15 protein-coding genes are annotated in these 18987 nt (G+C 69.2%); 9 read left to right on the top strand and 6 right to left on the bottom strand.

Annotated features, from left to right (window positions below; genetic code table 11):
* Positions 1-15: 15 nt before the first annotated feature.
* The 3 genes from OG385_RS35545 to OG385_RS35535 all read right to left on the bottom strand — a co-directional run bounded on the left by OG385_RS35545 (position 16) and on the right by OG385_RS35535 (position 3706).
* Entirely contained in the window at positions 16-2271 is a 2256-nt protein-coding gene (locus OG385_RS35545; protein ID WP_266862128.1) for a cation-translocating P-type ATPase, read from the bottom strand.
* 265 nt (positions 2272-2536) lie between these two features.
* Positions 2537-2725, bottom strand: a complete 189-nt coding sequence (locus tag OG385_RS35540; RefSeq protein WP_266862126.1) for a hypothetical protein — start codon at positions 2723-2725, stop codon at positions 2537-2539.
* Between the two features lie 126 nt (positions 2726-2851).
* The gene (locus OG385_RS35535; protein WP_266862124.1) at positions 2852-3706 is read right to left on the bottom strand and encodes a serine protease; all 855 of its coding nucleotides are present in this window, start codon (positions 3704-3706) and stop codon (positions 2852-2854) included.
* Positions 3707-4042: 336 nt separating this feature from the next.
* Here OG385_RS35535 and OG385_RS35530 point away from each other — a divergent pair, with 336 nt between their 5' ends.
* From OG385_RS35530 to OG385_RS35500, 7 genes are all read left to right on the top strand, one after another.
* A complete protein-coding gene (locus tag OG385_RS35530) occupies positions 4043-4885 on the top strand; it encodes a heparin lyase I family protein (RefSeq protein ID WP_266862122.1) in 843 nt (280 codons plus the stop codon).
* 36 nt (positions 4886-4921) lie between these two features.
* Positions 4922-6943, top strand: coding sequence for a PQQ-binding-like beta-propeller repeat protein (locus OG385_RS35525; protein ID WP_266862120.1), 2022 nt, complete (start codon positions 4922-4924; stop codon positions 6941-6943).
* Positions 6944-7038: 95 nt separating this feature from the next.
* Positions 7039-8181, top strand: a complete 1143-nt coding sequence (locus OG385_RS35520; RefSeq protein ID WP_323183965.1) for a substrate-binding domain-containing protein — start codon at positions 7039-7041, stop codon at positions 8179-8181.
* Between the two features lie 156 nt (positions 8182-8337).
* A complete protein-coding gene (locus tag OG385_RS35515) occupies positions 8338-9603 on the top strand; it encodes an ABC transporter substrate-binding protein (RefSeq protein WP_266862116.1) in 1266 nt (421 codons plus the stop codon).
* Positions 9604-9700: 97 nt separating this feature from the next.
* Positions 9701-10597 carry a carbohydrate ABC transporter permease gene (locus OG385_RS35510; RefSeq protein ID WP_266862114.1) on the top strand — a complete coding sequence of 299 codons (897 nt, stop codon included), beginning with the start codon at positions 9701-9703 and terminating at the stop codon, positions 10595-10597.
* On the top strand, positions 10594-11544 hold the full coding sequence (locus OG385_RS35505; protein ID WP_266862112.1) for a carbohydrate ABC transporter permease: 951 nt from the start codon (positions 10594-10596) through the stop codon (positions 11542-11544). Before OG385_RS35510 ends, OG385_RS35505 begins: the two co-directional genes overlap by 4 nt.
* Before the next feature lie 21 nt (positions 11545-11565).
* Positions 11566-12621, top strand: coding sequence for a hydroxyacid dehydrogenase (locus tag OG385_RS35500; RefSeq protein WP_266862110.1), 1056 nt, complete (start codon positions 11566-11568; stop codon positions 12619-12621).
* 59 nt (positions 12622-12680) lie between these two features.
* Here OG385_RS35500 and OG385_RS35495 read toward each other — a convergent pair whose 3' ends face one another.
* Both OG385_RS35495 and OG385_RS35490 read right to left on the bottom strand, forming a co-directional pair.
* Complete coding sequence (locus OG385_RS35495; RefSeq protein ID WP_266862108.1) at positions 12681-14744, bottom strand: aconitate hydratase; 2064 nt, start codon at positions 14742-14744, stop codon at positions 12681-12683.
* Between the two features lie 386 nt (positions 14745-15130).
* The gene (locus OG385_RS35490) at positions 15131-17083 is read right to left on the bottom strand and encodes a helix-turn-helix domain-containing protein (RefSeq protein ID WP_266862107.1); all 1953 of its coding nucleotides are present in this window, start codon (positions 17081-17083) and stop codon (positions 15131-15133) included.
* Positions 17084-17510: 427 nt separating this feature from the next.
* Between OG385_RS35490 and OG385_RS35485 the strand changes: the two genes are divergently transcribed.
* Positions 17511-17729, top strand: coding sequence for a hypothetical protein (locus OG385_RS35485; RefSeq protein ID WP_266862105.1), 219 nt, complete (start codon positions 17511-17513; stop codon positions 17727-17729).
* A 143-nt stretch (positions 17730-17872) separates the two neighbouring features.
* On the top strand, positions 17873-18634 hold the full coding sequence (locus tag OG385_RS35480; protein WP_266862103.1) for a formylglycine-generating enzyme family protein: 762 nt from the start codon (positions 17873-17875) through the stop codon (positions 18632-18634).
* Here the strand turns inward: OG385_RS35480 and OG385_RS35475 are convergent.
* Positions 18615-18986 (bottom strand): toxin Doc, encoded by a 372-nt coding sequence (locus tag OG385_RS35475; RefSeq protein ID WP_164263198.1) that lies wholly within the window; start codon positions 18984-18986, stop codon positions 18615-18617. The genes OG385_RS35480 and OG385_RS35475 overlap by 20 nt on opposite strands.
* Position 18987: the final 1 nt, after the last annotated feature.

Genomic DNA, 18987 nt, shown 5'->3' with positions numbered 1-18987 from the left:
TCCGTCACGCCCCGTTCACGCGGCCTGGAAGCGGCGCAGCCGCAGGGAGTTACCGACGACGAAGACGGAGGAGAAGGCCATGGCCGCTCCGGCGATCATCGGGTTGAGGAGACCGGTGGCCGCGAGGGGGAGGGCGGCCACGTTGTAGGCGAACGCCCAGAACAGGTTGGACCTGATGGTCCCCAGGGTGCGGCGGGAGAGGCGGATGGCGTCGGCTGCGGCGTTGAGATCGCCCCGTACCAGAGTGAGGTCGCCGGCCTCGATCGCGGCGTCCGTGCCGGTGCCCATGGCGAGGCCCAGATCGGCCTGGGCGAGGGCGGCGGCGTCGTTCACCCCGTCACCCACCATGGCGACGCTGCGGCCCTCCGCCTGCAGCCTCTTGACGACGGCGACCTTGTCCTCGGGCATCACCTCAGCGATGATCTCGTCGATCCCGACCTCGGCGGCCACGGACTGTGCGACGGCCTTGTTGTCCCCGGTGAGCAGGATCGGGGTGAGGCCGAGCGCGCGCAGCCGGCGGATGGCCTCGGCGCTGGTCTCCTTGACGGCGTCGGCCACTTCGAGGACGCCCCGGGCCTCACCGTCCCAGGCGACGGCGATCGCCGTACGGCCGGCGGCCTCAGCCGCGTGCTTGGCGCGGGCCAGTCCGGTGGGCAGCTCCATGGCCCAGTCCTTGAGCAGCTGCTCCCGGCCGACGAGGACGGCATGGCCGTCCACGACGCCCTGGACACCGAGGCCGGGGACGTTCGCGAAGTCCTCGGGGGTGGCCAGTGGGCCGGTCTTCTCGGTGGCTCCGGTGGCGACGGCCTGGGCGATGGGGTGCTCGGACGCGTTCTCCAGCGCGCCCGCCAGCCGCAGTACTTCGGACTCGGTGGTGCTGTCGGTGGTGTGCACGGCGAGCAGGGTCATCCGGCCGGTGGTGACGGTGCCGGTCTTGTCCAGGACGATCGTGTCGACCTTGCGGGTGGTCTCCAGGACTTCGGGCCCCTTGATCAGAATGCCGAGCTGGGCGCCGCGTCCCGTACCCACCATGAGGGCGGTCGGTGTGGCGAGGCCCAGGGCGCACGGGCAGGCGATGATCAGTACGGCGACCGCGGCGGTGAACGCGGCTGCCAGACCGGAGCCCGTGCCCAGCCAGAAGCCGAGGGTGCCGAGCGCGAGCGCGATGACGACCGGGACGAAGACGGCGGAGATCTTGTCGGCGAGGCGCTGGGCGGCGGCCTTGCCGTTCTGCGCGTCCTCGACCAGCTTCGCCATCCTGGCGAGCTGGGTGTCGGCGCCGACCCGGGTGGCTTCGATGACGAGACGGCCGCCGGCGTTCAGGGTCGCGCCGGTGACGGCGTCGCCGACGGCGACCTCGACCGGGACGGACTCGCCGGTGAGCATCGACGCGTCAACGGCGGATGCGCCTTCGACGACCGTGCCGTCCGTGGCGATCTTCTCCCCGGGACGGACCAGGAACCGGTCCCCTACCTGCAGTTCGGCGGTCGGGATGGTCTCCTGTCGGCCGTTGCGCAGGACCGTGACCTCCTTGGCACCGAGTTCGAGAAGGGCCTTGAGCGCGGCACCGGCCCTGCGCTTTGAGCGGGCCTCGAAGTAGCGCCCGGCGAGGATGAACGCGGTGACACCGGCGGCGGCCTCCAGATAGATGTTCCCGGCGCCGTCGCTGCGGGCGATGGTGAATTCAAAGGGGTGCGTCATTCCGGGGGTGCCGGCGGTGCCGAAGAACAGCGCCCACAGCGACCACAGGAACGCGGCCGACGTGCCGACCGAGATCAGCGTGTCCATCGTCGCGGCGCCGTGCCGTGCGTTGGTGAACGCGGCGCGGTGGAAGGGCCAGGCCGCATAGGTGACCACCGGCGCGGCCAGGGTGAGACTCAGCCACTGCCAGTAGTCGAACTGCAGCGCGGGGACCATCGCCATGGCGATCACGGGGACGGCGAGGACCGCCGCGGTGATGAGGCGCTGCCGCAGCGGGGCGAGCGTGTCGCTCTCCTGCTCCGCTGCGGCAGCGGACGCACCGGCGGCCGAAGGCGGAGCCGGTTCCTGTGCGGTGTAGCCGGTCGCCTCGACGGTGGCGATGAGGTCCGTGACCTCGACGTGCTCGGCGAAGGTGACTTTCGCCTTCTCGGTCGCGTAGTTGACGGTGGCCTCGACGCCGTCCATGCGGTTGAGCTTCTTCTCGATCCGGGCCGCGCACGAGGCGCAGGTCATCCCGCCGATCGCGAGCTCGACCGCGGCGGTGCCCGCTGTCGTCGTTGGGGTACCCATGGCTTGCTCCTCGGGCTTGGCGGCGATTCATACCCCTGGGGGGTATCAGTAAGTCGCCTCCATATATACCCCCCGGGTGTATGTAGCGCAAGGGGTGGTCCTGTGGGGTGCGACACCCTTGGGAGGTATGGGTTCTCCCAGGGGTGTCGCACCCGATGGCGACGTGCGGCAGCCGGTAGCCGCAGCGCCGGGCAGGCGGGCCGGGCAGGGCGGTGACTTCGACACCGAAGGGGCGGACCGGCTCGGTCCGCCCCTTCGGTGCTTCTCACTGTCCGCTCTCGACGGCCTTGCGCGGTGGCGGTGCGGAGCCTCCGCACGCGCGGTCGGGCCGCGCCGGGCGCGGGCCCGGCTCCGCCAGCCGTGTGGCGAGATGCTGTAGAAGCGCCACCGCGACGACCCTGACCAGTGGATGCGCTGCTGCCTTGCGCAGGGCGTCCCGGGCTCCGGGTCTCATTTCCCCTCACGCCAGGTGAGTTCGTGGCCCGTTATCTCGTCCATCTCCTGGTTCATCGGCTCCTCCTTGCTGGAATTATACCCAAGGGGGGTATGCGATGCTCCGGTGGATCCGGCCGGGGCGGACTCAGTCCTGGGTCTTGGCCTGCTGGTAGAGGTCAGCGATGTCCTTGTCGAAGTACGAGGCGTAGGACACGTCGACCTCGTCACCGCCGCGTTCGTAACCGCCGAGGACACCGACCACCGTGTCGGCGGGGGCGTTCGCTGTGCCGTCGACGACCCAGGGGCTGCCACTCGTACCACCGGCGAAGTTCGTGCAGTGGATACGCATCTGCGTGTTGCTGAACCGGGTGGTCCGGTTACGGCAGGAGATCGGCGTATCCCTGTTGTTGGGGTAGCCGGTGACCTTCACCTTGTTGTGGAAGCCCCGTCTGATGCCGAGTGTGTTGCCGCCGAGGATGTCCTGGATCCGCTTGCCGTCGTTGTTGTCGAGGATCAGGAAGGCGACGTCGACGTCCGGGTTCCCGTTCTTGGTCCAGCGGTCGTCCGCGACGACCTTCCGGACCTTCCACAGCCCGGCGGGCTTCGCGCCGGCCCGGTAGGCGGGCGCGAAGACGAGGTCGCCCCTGGGTGTCCCGTCACTGTCGAAGGCGCAGTGGGCAGCGGTGACCAGCATGTTCCGGCCCGGACTCGTCACGACGCTCGCGGTGCAGAAGTGATCACCGCTGTCGTCCTTCTCGAACAACGCGCCCACGCGGGCGTTCTGCTGCGTTCTGAGAGGGGTGTACGCGGTGCCGTCGGCGGCCTGTGCCGTCTGCGGCTGGTCCTGCTCCCGCACTTGGGCACCCGGCATCCCGGGCCTGCTGTCGGCGTGCCGTTGTGCACTGCTGGTCTCGGCCTGAGAGGCGTAACCGAGCAGCGCGAGCGCCCCGACGACGGCGAACGTCAGGGGCGCCAGGATTTTCCTGTCCTTCGGAGCCACGGCGCCATTATCGGCAGGCCCGAGCCTTCGCGGGCGCATTGGATGGATCGCGCCGCGCGCTGCGTGGTCGCATCATTCGGCATCGTAAACTTTCGAACGAAGCTCGCTGTGCGCGAAGGTGGGATCCGCTTCGTTGGCAACAGGGTGCATGAGGCCATCAATCACATGGTCAACGGGGGCCGTGCTCCATGGATTTGACGGATTGATGTCGCCTGTCTTTCGGTATCGTTCGGAATCGTGCCAGCATGCACGAACGCGAACGCCGCCCATTCGACGTTCAAGTGCTTTCGTTTCACCTCCCACTTCACTCGCACCATCACGATGGCGAGGAGCAGAATGACCAAGCTTCGCAAGGTATCGACCTCACTCTGTGCGGCAGCGCTGGCAGTTCCCTGCCTGCTGTCCCAAGCCCAGGCGGCAGACCAGCAACGGGCCTCGCACCTCAGCCCGGTGACCGCACAGACCGCCAACGAGGTTCTGGGGGTGGATTACGAGAGCGGAACCCTGGACTCGGGAGTGAAGGGCCTGACCACCACGCACGCGACGGCGCCGGACGCGTCCGGTGTCGTGCGGCCAGGACAAGCGAGTTCGTACGCGGTCCAGCACAAGGTGACGCTCGGCGATCCGGGTTACGAGTCCAACGGCGCACCGCGCAGCGAGACCGCGACGGACCTGCTCAAGAACGGGCAGTTCAACGTGGGCGACACCCAGCGCTACGAGTTCAGCGTGCTGCTGAAGGACTGGCAGCCGTACAAGCCGGGAGACAGCGAGTCGGGTGACATCGTCTTCCAGGGCAAGTATGCGGGGGGCAATGTCCCGGCCTTCTACCTGATGACGAAGCGCAACGAGGTGGCGTTCCGGTCGCCGCACCTGAACCGTCAGACGACGGTGGTGGCGGACCTCCGTCCCTGCATCAACAAGTGGATGAACTTCCGCATCGACGCGCGCTGGACCACCGACGACACCGGTTACTTCCGGGTCTCCGTGCAGCTCCCCGGGCAGTCCGACTACAAGCAGGCGGCTTCGTACGAGAACGTGCGGACCTATCAGCCGGGGAACCCGGCCGACCACGGCTACATCAAGTGGGGGCTCTACCGCCCCTCGGAGTCGATCGACAAGGGGGACGTACCCACCCGGATCGTCCAGCACGACAACATCCGCATCTTCAACCTGTCCTGACGCCGACCCGCAGAACCCATACCTCCAGGAGTACACATGACGGACTATCCGTTCCTCAGCAGGCGCCGCCTGCTCCAGGCCGGTGGTGCGCTCGGGCTGGCGACGGCCGCTGAATCCCTCGTCGCCGCACCGGCACTTGCGGCAACCGGCCGGCCTCCCCGGACGACGGTGACCGATCTGGGGCCGGGCCTTTCCCAGATTTCGGTGATGAGCGGGCTGCTGGTCGGTGACACCGTCTACATAGGCTCGCGCAATGTGAGCCCCGCAGGCGTGAGCGGCTTCCATGTGCCGAGCCGGAAGGTGGTGTCGCACACCGCCCTCGGCGCGGGGCCCGAGCCGTCCATCCAGGCACTCGCGGCGGACCCCACGGGCCAGTACCTCTATATCGGCGTGCTGGTCAAGGCCGATGAGGGCAAACCGAACCTCTACCGCTGGGACTTGAAGACGCCGGACAAGCCTGCCGTGGCCATCGGCAGAACCGGAGACCGTGACATCCGTGATCTGGCGGTCGCACCCGACGGGACGGTGTACGCCGTGGGCGGACTCCCGGACAAGGCGCCCGTTCTGTGGGAGTACGACCCGGCCACCGGCGCCGTCACCGACCGTGGCGTCCCCGACCCGAAGGCGACCCTGGCCAGGGCGGTCGCGGCCACGGAGACCACCGTCTTCTTCGGGGCGGGCAGCATCCTCTCCGGCGGGGGCGGTGCGAGCAAGGCATCGCTGTTCGCGTTCGACCGGAAGAAGCACACATTCACTTCGGTCGTGCCCAAGGAGATGGAAAAGGACCCCAGTCTGCGCGAACTGGCCGTACTGGACGGGCACTTGATCGTCGGAACGTCGGGCGGCGTCGACCCCGCGAAGCTCGCCGTGATGGACCTGGACGACCTCTCCTCGTACACCGTGGTGTCCACCGCGGGCACCACCATCAAGTCGTTCACCGCCGACGATGACCGGATCTACTTCGCGTCCGAGTCGGGCGTGCAGGCCTACTCGAAGACGGACAAGAAGGTCTCCCCTCTGAAGTTCGACGGGACGGACCTCGGCGAGATCTGGGGCCTGGACCAACTCGACGGAAAGCTTGAGGTCGTCTCCGGCTACGGCTTCGTCGCCGAGATCGATCTGTCGGCCGGTACGTCGGTGGTCACCGAACTGGACACAGCAGGCGCGCCCACCAGCCCGCAAGCCGGTATGGGGGTTGCCGCCGGACGCGGTTACGTCTACCTCGGAGGCAATGGCGCCATCTCCCGGCGCAGTCTGAAGACCGGCGAGGTCGTCAACCTGCGGGCACCCGGTGAGGCCAAGGACGCCGAGGTGATCGAAGGCCGTCTGTACACCGGCCAGTACGACGCGCAGGGCATCTGGCGCTACGACCCTGCCCGGCGACGGCAACCACAACAGGCCGCGCACTTCCCCAGCGAGCAGAACCGGCCGTTGGACACATCGTGGGACCCGGACAACGAACTGCTCCTGGTCGGCGTGCAGTCCGACACCGAGGGAGGCGGCGCCCTGTGGACGTACTCCCCGAGGAGCGGTAAATCGGCTTCCTACGTCAATCCGATCGATGACGTCCAGCTCGTGCGGGCGGTGGCCAACCGGAACGGCGTCGCCTATCTGGGCGGCGACAACGCCTCCAAGCAGGGACCGCGCGCCACTGTCGTAGCCGTCGATCCGGTCACAGGGAAGGAGAGGTGGCGGGTCGATCCGCAGCAGGAGGCGGGCGTGGCGGCCCTGGCGGTGCAGGGCCGCCACCTCTACGGACTCACCACCGGGGGCGGACTGTTCGTCATCGATGTGCGGACCCGCGCGGTGGTGCACACCGCTGATGTGGGAGGTGTCAGCAAGGGGTTCGCCGCGATGGTCACCAACCGTGGCGTGGTCTACGGCGTCTCGGACACCACGCTCTTCCGCTTCCACCCGAGGACGTTTGCCGTCAGTACCGTCGTCGCCGGCATCAACGGCGTCTGGTACAGCGGCCCGCACGTCAACGTATACAGGGGCATGCTCTATACGCTTCGCGGCCACAACCTTGTCGAGGTCGACGACCGGCCGGCGTACTGAGACAACGGGCCGCTGTCGTACCGAACAGCCGCTGTCCAGCACATCCGCCGATCCAAGCCGGTCTCTGCCTTTGATTGATATCTTTCGGTAGTCGAGTGAAAGAGGATGACTCACTCGTTACCGAGAGGGGACCCAAGGTGTTGGCCGACGAGCGGCGGAAAGCGATCCTGAGCGCTGTGGAGCGCCAGGGTTCGATCACAGTCAAGGAACTGGCGGCGGAGATGGGCGTCTCCGCCGTCACCTTGCGCCAGGACGTGCGGGAGCTGGCCGACCGAGGACTGCTGGCCCGTGTGCACGGCGGAGCGAAGGCCCTGGCCACGGCCGGGGCGCCGGCAGCGACCGAGGCTGCTGTTCCCGCCCCGCCGGACGCGGGGGAGCGGCACAGCGTCGGCCTGGTGGTGCCTCCGGGCGGCTACTACTACGCCGAGGTGATCCGCGGTGTCCAGAACGCGGCGCGGGCGCGCGGTGTGCGTGTCGTGCTGGCCGTTTCGGGGCAGTCGCTGTCGGAGCACCAGGAGCAGGTACGCCAGCTCATGGCCGGTGGCATCGACAGCCTGCTGCTGATGCCACACCCGGGCCTGAGCCCTCTGGACGAAGCCGAACGGTGGCTGAGCGGCCTGGAGGTGCCGGTCGTGCTGGTGGAGCGCCGGGCCGGGCTGATGGCCGGCCGGCTGGAGCAGGTGGCCTCGGACCATGCCTACGGGGCGGCGCTGGCGGTACGGCACCTGGCCGGGCTCGGACACGACAGGGTGGCGCTGGTCGCCAGGGCAGAGAGTCCCAACACGGCTCTCCTCAGCGCCGGATACGCCGACGCCGTGAAAACCATGGGACTCACGCCGGGGCCCGAGTACCGCATCACCACCAGCGGCGATGCGGCTCCGGTCGACGGGCGCTTCGAGGAGGTGGTCCGGGCCGTGGAAGCCGGTGAGGTGCGGGCGGCGCTGGTGCACAACGACATCGACGCGATTGCCCTCGTCGGCATCCTGCGCGCTCGGGGCGTGCGGGTGCCGGAGGACCTGGCCCTGGTCACCTACGACGACGAGGTCGCCGAGCTGAGCGAGGTGCCCCTGACCGCGGTGGCGCCCCCCAAGCAGGCGGTGGGTTCCTGGGCCCTCGACCTGGCGGTGCGCCGGCTGTCCGACCCTGCCACGCCGCTGGCGGAGATTCTGCTCCGTCCGGAACTGCGGGTGCGGGCGTCCTGTGGCGCCGGTAGCCGGGCGGGCACCACAGGAGAGTGACCGGCATGTGATGCCGTATCGCTTTCGTTTCAAGCAAGCGAAAGCATATGTATTGACTGTCTGTCGTCTGTATCGAATGATTGCGGTGACACCCCAGCGAACGATCGGTGACACAGCATGTTTCGTAGACGTCTGACAGCTCTGGTCTGTTCCGTCATGGCACTCGGCCTGCTCAGTACGGGATGCGGAGGCGCGGACAACGGGGGGTCCGCGGCGGAGAAGAAGACCGGAGAGGTCACCTTCTGGTCCTTCGTCAAGGGCTCCGACAAGGTGGCCGATGCATTCAACCGGACCCACCCCGGTATCAAAGTGAACTTCGAGTCGGTGCCTTCGGGCCAGGAGTACTACTCGAAGCTCACGAACGCCGTGAAGGCCGGCACGGTCCCCGACGTCGCGGTGGTCGAGTACCCGCAGCTGCCGGAGTTCGCCACCCAGGGCGAGTTGGAGAGCCTGGACAAGCCCCTCGGCTCCCTGGTCAAAGCCCATTTCCCGGCGTCGGTAAGCCGGTTGGTCGAGCTGGGGGGCCGGACGTGGGGCGTTCCCCGGGACGCCGCCCCGCTGATGCTGTACTACCGCAAGGACTTCTTCAAGGCGCACAAGATCGGCGTTCCCAAGACGTGGAACGAGTACCGGGACATGACCGTACGAGTCAAGAAGGCCGATCCGAAGGCCCGCGGCGGTGTCATGTTCACCGACAACCCCGGACTGCTGAGCGCACTCTCCTGGCAGGCCGGATCGCGATGGTTCGGCACGCAGCAGGACGCCTGGAAGGTATCGCTCGACGACGCCCCCTCCCGCAAGGTGGCCGACTACTGGGGCGGTCTCGCCCGGCAGGGTCTCGTCCGGTCGCTGAGCACGCTCGACCCGTTCTGGACCAGCGTCCAGCAGAACCACACCGTCGCCTATGTCTGCGCGAGCTGGTGCGCCGGATCCCAGCAGGCGACCGTCCCCGACCAGGCGGGCAAGTGGTCGGTGGCCCCGGTCCCGACCTGGGACGGCAAGCCGGCCTCCGCCATGTACGGCGGCTCGTCCTTCGTCATCCCCAAGGGCGCCAAGAACAGCGGAGCCGCCGCGGAGTTCATCAAGTGGATCACCACTGACCCCGCGGGCATGAAGGCGTGGGTCTCCGACGGCACCAGCAGCATGTTCCCCGCCGACCCCCGGCTCGTGCCGGTCGCCAGAACGGCTTTCGCCACGGACTACTTCGGCGGCCAGGACATCTACGCGGTGGGGAGCAAGTCCTACAAGGCGGTGGTGCCCGGCTGGACCTGGGGCCCCGTCATGGGAACCACCAACACGTCCCTCATCGACGGGCTCCCGAAGGTCGCCGAGGGCAGCGTGAAGCTTCTCGACGTCCTCAACAGCGCGCAACAGGCCACCGTCAAGGACATCAGGCATCGCGGTATGAAGCTTGCCCCGTAGCAGGCCGGCCCCCGGCGGCGCGGACCCCGCCCCGCCGGAGAGGGACACCCCCGCACCCCGACCCCGCACTTTCCCGCCCTCACTGAGGAAGGCCGGTATGGCAAGCCCGTCAGCCCGTGCACAGCGCCGTACTGCCGCGCTGCTCCTGGCACCGTTTTTCGTCCTCTTCGCCGCCGTCACCCTCGCCCCGCTGGTCTACGCGGGCCGGATGAGCCTGTTCACCACCCATACCTCCGGCCTCGGATTCGGTGGCACCGAAGAGGTCTTCGCAGGCCTGGACAACTACGCCAACGCACTGTCGGACCCGGCGTTCCGTGACGGATTCCTCACCATCGCCGTCTACGTCGCGGTCTACATCCCGCTGATGATCGGCGGCGCACTCGTCCTCGCGCTGCTCCTGGACTCGGCACTGGTCAGGGCGCGGGTCTTCTTCCAGCTGGCCCTGTTCCTGCCGCATGCGGTGCCCGGTCTGATCGCGGCACTCATCTGGGTCTACCTGTACACACCCGGGCTGAGCCCGGTGATCGATCTCCTCAACTCCGGCGGCCTCGACATCAGCTTCCTGTCGGCGGACAACGCCGTGTTCTCCGCGGCGAACATCGCCGTCTGGGAGTGGGTCGGATACAACATGGTCATCTTCTACGCCGCGCTTCAGGCCGTGCCGCGCGAGACCCTCGACGCGGCGAAGATCGACGGCGCGGGCGGTATCCGTACCGCCCTGTCGATCAAGGTGCCGATGATCCGCCCGGCCATCTCGCTGGCCGTACTGTTCACCGTGATCGGCTCGGTCCAGCTCTTCACGGAGCCAAAGGTCATCTACAGCGCCTCCAGCGCGATCGGCAGCAGCTGGACGCCCAACATGTACGTCCAGACCGCCGCCTTCACCCATAACGACTTCGGCCTGGCCGCAGCCGCCTCAGTGCTCATCGCGCTGTTCGCCGCAGTGCTGTCGTTCCTCGTGACCCGTCTTTCGCGCAGCAGGAGGCAGTCGTGACCAAGTCCACGACACTCAGTCCCCCGGTCCTCACCCCGGCCCCGGGCCACAGGAGCGGAGCCGGGCCGTCCCAGGACGGCCCACGCCGCCCCCGCCGGCGGCCCTCCGCTCTGCTGTCCAGGACCGGTGTGACCGCCATGCTGGCTCTTGCGACCCTCTACACACTCCTGCCGTTGCTCTGGCTGGTGCTGTCATCCACCAAGAGCCGCCAGGACCTCTTCGCCACGAACGGCTTCGCACCGGGACACGGCTTCGCTCTCATCGGCAACCTCCACCACCTCTTCGACGTCGACCACCGCATCTACCTGCGCTGGATGGCCAACACCTTCCTCTACGCCGGGGTGGGTGCGCTGCTGGCCACGGTGTTCAGCGTGGCCGCCGGGTACGCCTTCGACAAACTGGCCTTTCCCGCCAAGGAGAAGCTCTTCGCCCTCGTCCTGCTGGGCGTGATGGTGCCCGGCACGGCGATGGCGATTCCGCTGTACCTGATCGCTGCCAAGGTCGGTCTGGTGAACACCTTCTGGGGAGTGTTCGTCCCCGGCCTGGTGTTCCCGTTCGGGGTGTACCTGGCCCGGGTCTTCAGCGCGTCCTATGTCCCCGACGAGGTCCTGGAGGCGGCCCGGATCGACGGGGCCGGGGAGTTCAAAGCCTTCCGCCGCATTGCCTTCCCCATGCTCGCGCCCGCCTTCGTGACCATCTTCCTCTTCCAGTTCACCCAGATCTGGAACAGCTTCTTTCTGCCCTTGGTGATGCTGTCCAACCAGAAGCTCTATCCGGTCAACCTCGGGCTCTACGTCTGGTACTCGTCCGCGCTCTCCCAGGGGCACCCGCAGGACTATCTCCTGGCCGTCGTCGGATCGCTGGTGTCGGTGGCTCCCCTGCTGGTCCTCTTCCTGATGCTCCAGCGGTACTGGAAGTCCGGCATGACAGCCGGCGCCGTCAAGTAGGCCATCGTCATGAGGATTCCCATGCCACACGCTCCGCTGCCCTCCACCTCGCTGCCCTCCGCTCCGTCCCGCCCGCGCGCCCTGTTCGCCATGGGCCGCCCGCACCGCGACGCACTTTTCCCGCCGGCCGTGCTGGAAGAGCTGACCCGGCACGTCGACATCGCTCCCCGGCTGGTCACCGACGGCTTCGACCGGGTACCGGATCTGACAGCCCCGGACCTGGCAGCCGTGGAACTCCTGATCACGTCCTGGGGGTGCCCCGTGCTCGACCACGCCGCGCTGGAGCGTATGCCGGCGCTCAAAGCGGTCGTACACGCCGCGGGAAGTGTCAAACACCATGTGACGGACGCCTGTTGGGACCGCGGGCTTCTCGTCTCCACGGCAGCCGCCGCCAATGCCCTGCCCGTTGCCGAGTACACGGTTGCCGCTGTCCTCTTCGCCAACAAACGCGTACGGGAGATCGGTGGGCTCTACCGGGAACACCGGGCCGCTCTGGACTGGGCAGCGCGCTATCCGGGCTTCGGCAACTACCGCCGGACGGTCGGCGTGGTGGGCGCGTCCCTGGTAGGGCGCAGGGTGCTGGAGCTGCTGGGTCCCTACGACTTCGACCTCCTGGTGGCAGATCCCCACCTCGACCCGGTGCGGGCCCGGTCGCTGGGAGCCCGGCTCGCCGGACTGGACGAGATGATGACGGTCTGCGATGTCGTTTCCCTGCACGCCCCCGCGCTGCCCGAGACCCACCATCTGATGGATGCCCGGAGACTGTCGCTGCTGCGGGACGGCGCCACACTGATCAACACGGCACGGGGTTCGCTCGTCGACACCCAGGCCCTCACCGCTGAGGCTTCGGCAGGACGTATCCACGCGGTCCTCGACGTCACCGATCCCGAGGTGCTGCCGGCGGCGTCACCGCTGTACTCGCTGCCCAACGTTCTCCTGACACCGCACATCGCGGGATCGCTGGGCGGCGAGCTCCAGCGCATCACCCGCAGCGCCGTGGACGAGGTCGAACGCTACTGCGCCGGAAAGGAGTTCGCTCATGCTGTGACGCGTGACGTACTGACCACGTCGGCCTGAGCGGGTGATTCATCCCTGTGGTGAGGGCTCCGGGACGGTACGCGATGGGGCCGTCCGGGTCAGCGTCCGGCCTCCTCCGCCGCCACCGCCGGGATGATGCCGCCGAGCAGCACCGTCCGGCGCCGGTGGTCCGGCAGCCGGTGGTGCACCCGATAGCTCTCGTCCCGCGTGGTGTTGACGGCGACCAGCGACGGATCGGCGTCCGGCGCGAGGGCCGCGTGCAGACCCTCCAGCCGGATCTCGTCGCCCTGCTCGATGCGGTCGTAGTCGGCGGGATCGTCGAATTCGAGAGCGAGGACACCGAAGTTGGCGAGGTTCTGCCAGTGGATCCGCGCGTACGACTTGGCGATCACCAGCCGCAGTCCCAGATACCGGGGTGTGAGCGCCGCGTGCTCGCGGGAGGACCCCTGCCCGTAGTTGTCCCCGGCGACGACGAGGTGTCCGCCCGCGTCCCGGCAATCCGCCGCGCGGGACGGGTAGTCGGGGTCGATCCGGGTGAAGGTGAACTCCGCGAGGCGCGGGATGTTGGAGCGGTACGGCAGCGCCTTGGCGCCGGCCGGTGAGATCTCGTCGGTCGACACGTTGTCGCCCATCTTCAGCAGCACCGGCAGCGACACGGTGTCCGGAAGCGGATCCAGGTCGGGCAGGGCGGAGACGCCCGGACCGCGTTCCAGCTCCACGCGGGAAGCCTCTTCGGGTGGCAGCGGAGGTTCGAGCATCGCGGTGTTGACCGGCTCCGCCCGCAGCGTCCCGACAACCGGATACGAGAGTCCGGTCTCCGCCGCCCAGTCCCGCGGATCGGTGATGACACCGTTCAGCGCGGAGGCGGTCGCCGTCTCCGGTGAACAGAGCCACACCGCGTCGTCCGCGGTACCCGAACGACCGGGGAAGTTGCGCGGGAACGTACGCAGCGAATTGCGGCCCACAGCCGGTGCCTGGCCCATGCCGATACACCCCAGGCAGCCCGCCTGGTGGATCCTGGCCCCCGCCGCGATCAGGTCGAAGACCGCGCCGGAGTGGCTGAGGTCCTGGAGGATCTCCCGGGAGGTCGGATTGACGTCGAAACTCACCCCGGGCGGGGTCTGCCGCCCGCGGACCATCTCCGCCGCCATGGCGAAGTCGCGCAGACCGGGATTGGCGGAGGAACCGATCACCGCCTGCCCCACCGGCTCACCCGCGACGTCACGCACCCGCATGACGTTGCCCGGCGAAGTGGGCCGGGCGATGAGCGGCTCCAGCGCTGCGAGATCGATCTCCTCGTCCAGGTCGTAGACCGCGTCGTCCGCCGCCCGCAGAGGCGTCCAGACGTCTTCACGGCCCTCGCTGCGCAGGAAGTCACGTACGGCGTCGTCGGAGGGGAACACCGTGGTGGTGGCGCCCAGTTCGGCCCCCATGTTGGCGATCACATGCCGGTCCATCGCCGACAGCGACGCCAGCCCCGGACCGTGGTACTCCAGGACCCGGTTCACCGCGCCCTTCACACCGTGCCGGCGCAGCATCTCCAGTACGACGTCCTTGGCGCTGACCCACTCGGGGAGCGATCCGGTCAGCCGGACGCCCCAGATGTGCGGCATCGTGATGCGCAACGGACGGCCCGCCATCGCCAGCGCGACCTCCAGGCCCCCGGTGCCGACCGCGAACATGCCCATGGCCCCGGCGGCGCAGGTGTGCGAGTCGGAACCGGCGAGCGTCCGGCCCGGAATACCGAAATGCTGCATGTGGACGGGGTGCGAGACACCGTTGCCCGGCTTCGAGTACCAGACACCGAGGCGCCGGGCCGCCGAGCGGAGGAACGCGTGGTCCTCGGCGTTCCGCTCGTCGGTCTGGATGATGTTGTGGTCCACGTACTGGACACTCGCCTCGGTGCGCACCCGGTCGAGGCCGAGCGCCTCCAGCTCCTGCATGACCAGCGTGCCGGTGGCGTCCTGGGTGAGCGTCTGGTCCACCCGCAGTCCGATCTCGGTGCCGGGTTCCATCCGCCCTTCCACCAGGTGGTCCGCGATGAGCTGATGGGTCACGGTGCCGTGCGCGGCTCCGTTCCGCCGGGACTGCGCCGTCTGCGCGGTGCGCCCGGTCTGCGTTGTGTCGCCGGTGGCTCGCTCCTGCTGTCCGCCCGCCTCCATGCCGCACCTCCGCGCGTGTGCCACGTGCCCGGCTGCCCTCTCCGGGCCCGAGTACCCCATTGTCCGTGGACACGGCGTTCCGTGCCCCTCGGAGCTGCTCGGCGCGGGCGGGGCCGGGGGACGGGCGGGAAGACGCGGCCGCCGGGTGATGCGGGGCGGCCCACCGGCAGGCCCTGACCGAACCCCTGTACCGGTCAGGGCCGGGCCGGTGGCCCAAGTGCGATGCGCTGGTCCGCCCGGCGCGACGACGACGTCAGAACCGCAGGCGGGAGCGATCTCCCGGAGGACGCTAGCCTTCACTCCGGGCTCCTGGAACGGCGCCGGTGCACAAGTTTCCCCCGCCGCCTGTCACCGCTGCACAAGCCGGTACGCGAGCAGCCGGAAGGTCAGCCGTCGAGCAGCCTGCTGTCGATGATGCCCAGCTCGGGTGAGGCGATGTGCAGCGCGAGTACGACGTCGTGCGGCCCGTCGAATCCGTTCGCGCTGTCGTCACCCTCCGTGATCCGCCGGTGCGTTTCGATGAGGGGACGCTGCAACACCTGCTCCGCCGTGGCCAGATGGGCCAGCACTGTTTTGTAGTGCAGGTGGAGTTGGCCTGCGGTCTCCTCCGTCCGGGCGCCATGGAGGACCCACGTCGTCACCGTGCGCCGGAGACTCAGGCGCCGGGCCGTATCGAGCGGGGCCAGGAAACGGGTGGCCCACTCCCGGCAGAGCGGGTGCCGCAGCAGTTCGCGCAGACCGGCGTCCGGCACGGAGGCTGTGCTGTCCGCCGCCAGGTCGTCCTGGATGCGCAGCGCCAGACTCAGTACCGCCCGGTCGCCCAGGCGTTGCAGATCGAGTCCGAGCAGCAGAGCGGTGCGTGCGAGATGCGCCCGGACCGTATTGCGGTGCTGTCCGCTCAGCTTCGCCGCGCCACTGACACCGAAGGCGAGGCCCAGACGTACGGAGTGTGTGATCTCCGGCCTTCTGCCTGCCGGAAGCCGGGCGAGTGGCTGGAGGACTCGCTCCGCCCAGGAGTGCGCGGCCGCCGGAAGCAGCCGCGTCAGACCCGCCTCCTCCTCGTACTCGGCGACCCGGCCCGCCCGGTTCCGTGCCACGGCGAGCGCCTGGGTCGCCTCTTCGTACGCGCCCGCCGTCGCCGCCAGCGGGGCTTGGCGGCTGGTCCCCAGACGGTAGTCCGGAGCTTCGGCCACGAGGGAGGTCAGGGCGTCCCGGGCCGGGTCGTCGTCCCGGTCCCTGTCCGGCGCGGCGGTGATGATGATCACCTGACCGTCGTCGACCGGGCACCGCACCACCAGTCCCGTCTCGCGCAGCCGCTGCCTGCACTGGCCCGCGGCGGTGTCGCGCAGCCCCGGCGGGCACTGGAGGATGTGGACGCGGACCGCGGACGCCGCCATGGCCGTCCGGCTCAGCCGCAACGCGTGGGCCGTCCTCCTGGCCCAGGTGACCAGCCCGCCCATCAGGAGCTGAAGAACGGCGACTTGAGCGCTCTCCAGGCCTTCGGGTCCGGTGAGCGGATGCCGTACGGCACTCTCCAGGAAAGGGAGCACCCGGCGCACCTCGTCCACCGCCCCGGGCGGGAAGTCCACGGGCCGGCTCACGACGAGCACCGGATGCGGCTTCGAGGATCCGATCGCGTACATCCGGATCTCGGTGGAGCCGCTGCTCGCCCCGGAGGCCGCGACCCGTCCCTCACGCAGCGCGTCGACGGCGTCGGGCGCGGGCACCCGGGAGGCGTCCTCGTGGGGCGGGAGGATCTCGGCGGTGCCCTCCACGGCGGCGGACAACCAGTCCAGCAGCGGCTTGGCATCGCCGCCCCGGTCCGGACGGGCGGCCTCCAGCAGGTCACTCAGCGAAGCCGCCCGGACCCCGGCCGCGTCGTGGCGGAGATCGCCGATGACCCGGGCGGCACGGAGCCAGGGCATACCGGACGCGAAGACCACTGGTACGGCGCCGCGCCGGGCGGCGGACACCACCGGCGCGTGAGCGGTGGCCTCGGCCGGCCCGTTCACCAGGAGTCCGGCGGCACCCGCGCCGGCGAGCGCACTCAGCCGGAGGCCGGCGGCGCACGGGTCCCGCAGCCACGGCTCGTCGGCTTCCGCGACCACCAGCAGATCCTTGATGTCATCGCCGGTGTACGGCTCGCTCGCGGGTACCGCCCCTGCCACCGGCCGGCTTCTGTGACCGGCGACGTCCGCAAGGCCGGCCAGGGCAGCCGGGTCAGCCAGGGCAGCCGGGTCAGCATGGTCCTGGCCGGCGACCAGGCGCGGTCCGATGCGCCGCAGGAACTCGCCCAGCGTCGGCAGGGCGCCCCTGCTATCTGCTCTGTCCACAGCCATCACCATGATCGTCGGTCTTCTTTCCCGCCCGCCTGCTTCATTCTCACGTGTACGTCGCCGCGTGTACGCCCCCATGTGTACGTCCGTTGTACGTCCGCCCGGGCCCGGGCCCGGACGACGAAGGGTGCCAGATGTCTCCCGACGTACCGGAGGCGAGGGGGTATCCCCGTCGCTTGGGTGCCGGTCCTGACGGGGTGGTGGGGGGTGGCCGTGCGCCGGCTACGCGGCCCCGTTCGAGTGAACGACGTACCGGGACCAATCCCAGCGACGGCTCCCGGCGACATACGCGCACACACTGGGAGGGAGACCGCGGGCGAAAGGACGCCAACGGGCGCCCCTGGGCCGCCGTTGGACGTCGTCCCGCGGACAGCGGCGGGCCACGGGCCGTGCTCCGTCGTCCGGACCTCTGCCGAGAAAGGCGCGTCACATGCGAACGTTCCCCAAGTTTCTGGCCGCAAGTGCACTGATCGCTCAGGCCGTTCTGGGAAGCGCCGCCGCAGCGGCCGCCGACTCGGGCCCGGCGTCAGGACAGCACAAGCCGTCCGGCCCGGCGAACGAGGCAGGTCACCGGCTCGTCTCCGAGATCCTGGGCAGCGACTTGACGTCGTACGTGACCGGGGACGGCAGGTCGGGCGCCTCCGCCTGAAGCCGGGGCCACCCGCGGCGAACGGGCGGGTGGGGCAGGGACGTTGACCCATATGATCAGGACATGAAACCTGAAGACCTTGTCGGCCCAGTCGGTGCTGTCGGCCCGGTCGGCGGCCCGGTCGATTGCGGGCAGGCGCTGCGATGATGTCCGAACCGGCTCTGCATGAGGTCGTGGCCGAGCGCATGATCGGCATACCGGCCGGGGAGATCGTCCTCCGTGACGAAGGCACCAGGACGGACTGGAGAGTCACCCTCGATGCCTTCAGCCTGGCGTCGTACCCCGTGACCCAGGAGCTGTACCGCGCCGTCGTGGGTGAGGCGCCTTCAGGGGCGGAGCGGCCTTCGGGGGCGGAGGCGCCTGCGCATCAGGCAGGGCCGCGTACCCCGGTGACCGAGGTGTCCTGGCAAGAAGCCGTCCGCTTCTGCAACTTGCTCTCGCGAGCGACGGGGCTCGCACCCTGTTACGTACTGGGCCGCGACCCGGACTCGCGGGACGTGCACTGCGACTGGGAGGCCGATGGCTATCGCCTCCCGTCCGAGGCGGAGTGGGAGTACGCGTGCCGGGCCGGGATTTCCGGTGTCCGCTACGGAGAGCTGGACGACATCGCCTGGTACCGCGGGAACTCCGGGGAGCAGGTGCACCCTGTCGCGACCAGGGCGCCGAATGCGTGGGGCTTCCACGACATGCTCGGCAACGTGTGGGAGTGGTGCTGGGATCTCTTCGATCCCGAGGTCTACGGCCCGTACCGGGTGTTCCGGGGCGGTGGGGCGTACGACCATCCGCGAGGGTGCAGGGCGTCGTGCCGCCGCAAGAGCCACCCGACCTTCCGCGTCGACGACCTCGGGTTCCGGCTCGCCCGGGGCCGTGCCGGCCAGGCTCTGGTCAGATCCGCCACGACCTGATGCGGTCGGCCGCGTCGTAGGCGTCGCAGCGGCCGGTGTCGATGTCCCGGGCGAGGTCGATCAGTGCGCCGTAGGGTGCGTCGATGCCTTCACCGGCGGCGTCCATGTACGCGACGACCAGGCCCACGCCGAACAACGCGTTGCGGGCGGGCAGCGGACGCAGCCGGATGACGGCGTGCATCAGGGCGGCGGCGCGCCAGGAGTTGTCGACCGTGGCGCCGACTCTCGGGGTGTTGACGCGGTGCCGGCCGACGGCGGCCACCAGGCTGGAGAAGTCGTGGATGTGCGGATGCTTGGGCAGGGCCTCCGCCTGGCGCTCCAGCAGCCAGCGGATGTCGACATGGAGCTCCACC

This window comes from Streptomyces sp. NBC_01306 (assembly GCF_026340465.1).
Lineage (GTDB): Bacteria > Actinomycetota > Actinomycetes > Streptomycetales > Streptomycetaceae > Streptomyces.
Note: the sequence above shows the minus strand (reverse complement) of the source record. Positions and strands in the feature narration are given on the sequence as shown.

Coding starts and splice junctions, on each gene's coding strand:
- OG385_RS35490 (WP_266862107.1), bottom strand. CDS start 17,083: ATGGCTGTGGACAGAGCAGATAGCAGGGGCGCCCTGCCGACGCTGGGC.
- OG385_RS35510 (WP_266862114.1), top strand. CDS start 9,701: ATGGCAAGCCCGTCAGCCCGTGCACAGCGCCGTACTGCCGCGCTGCTC.
- OG385_RS35525 (WP_266862120.1), top strand. CDS start 4,922: ATGACGGACTATCCGTTCCTCAGCAGGCGCCGCCTGCTCCAGGCCGGT.
- OG385_RS35495 (WP_266862108.1), bottom strand. CDS start 14,744: ATGGAGGCGGGCGGACAGCAGGAGCGAGCCACCGGCGACACAACGCAG.
- OG385_RS35530 (WP_266862122.1), top strand. CDS start 4,043: ATGACCAAGCTTCGCAAGGTATCGACCTCACTCTGTGCGGCAGCGCTG.
- OG385_RS35545 (WP_266862128.1), bottom strand. CDS start 2,271: ATGGGTACCCCAACGACGACAGCGGGCACCGCCGCGGTCGAGCTCGCG.
- OG385_RS35515 (WP_266862116.1), top strand. CDS start 8,338: ATGGCACTCGGCCTGCTCAGTACGGGATGCGGAGGCGCGGACAACGGG.
- OG385_RS35540 (WP_266862126.1), bottom strand. CDS start 2,725: ATGAGACCCGGAGCCCGGGACGCCCTGCGCAAGGCAGCAGCGCATCCA.
- OG385_RS35480 (WP_266862103.1), top strand. CDS start 17,873: ATGATGTCCGAACCGGCTCTGCATGAGGTCGTGGCCGAGCGCATGATC.
- OG385_RS35485 (WP_266862105.1), top strand. CDS start 17,511: ATGCGAACGTTCCCCAAGTTTCTGGCCGCAAGTGCACTGATCGCTCAG.
- OG385_RS35500 (WP_266862110.1), top strand. CDS start 11,566: ATGCCACACGCTCCGCTGCCCTCCACCTCGCTGCCCTCCGCTCCGTCC.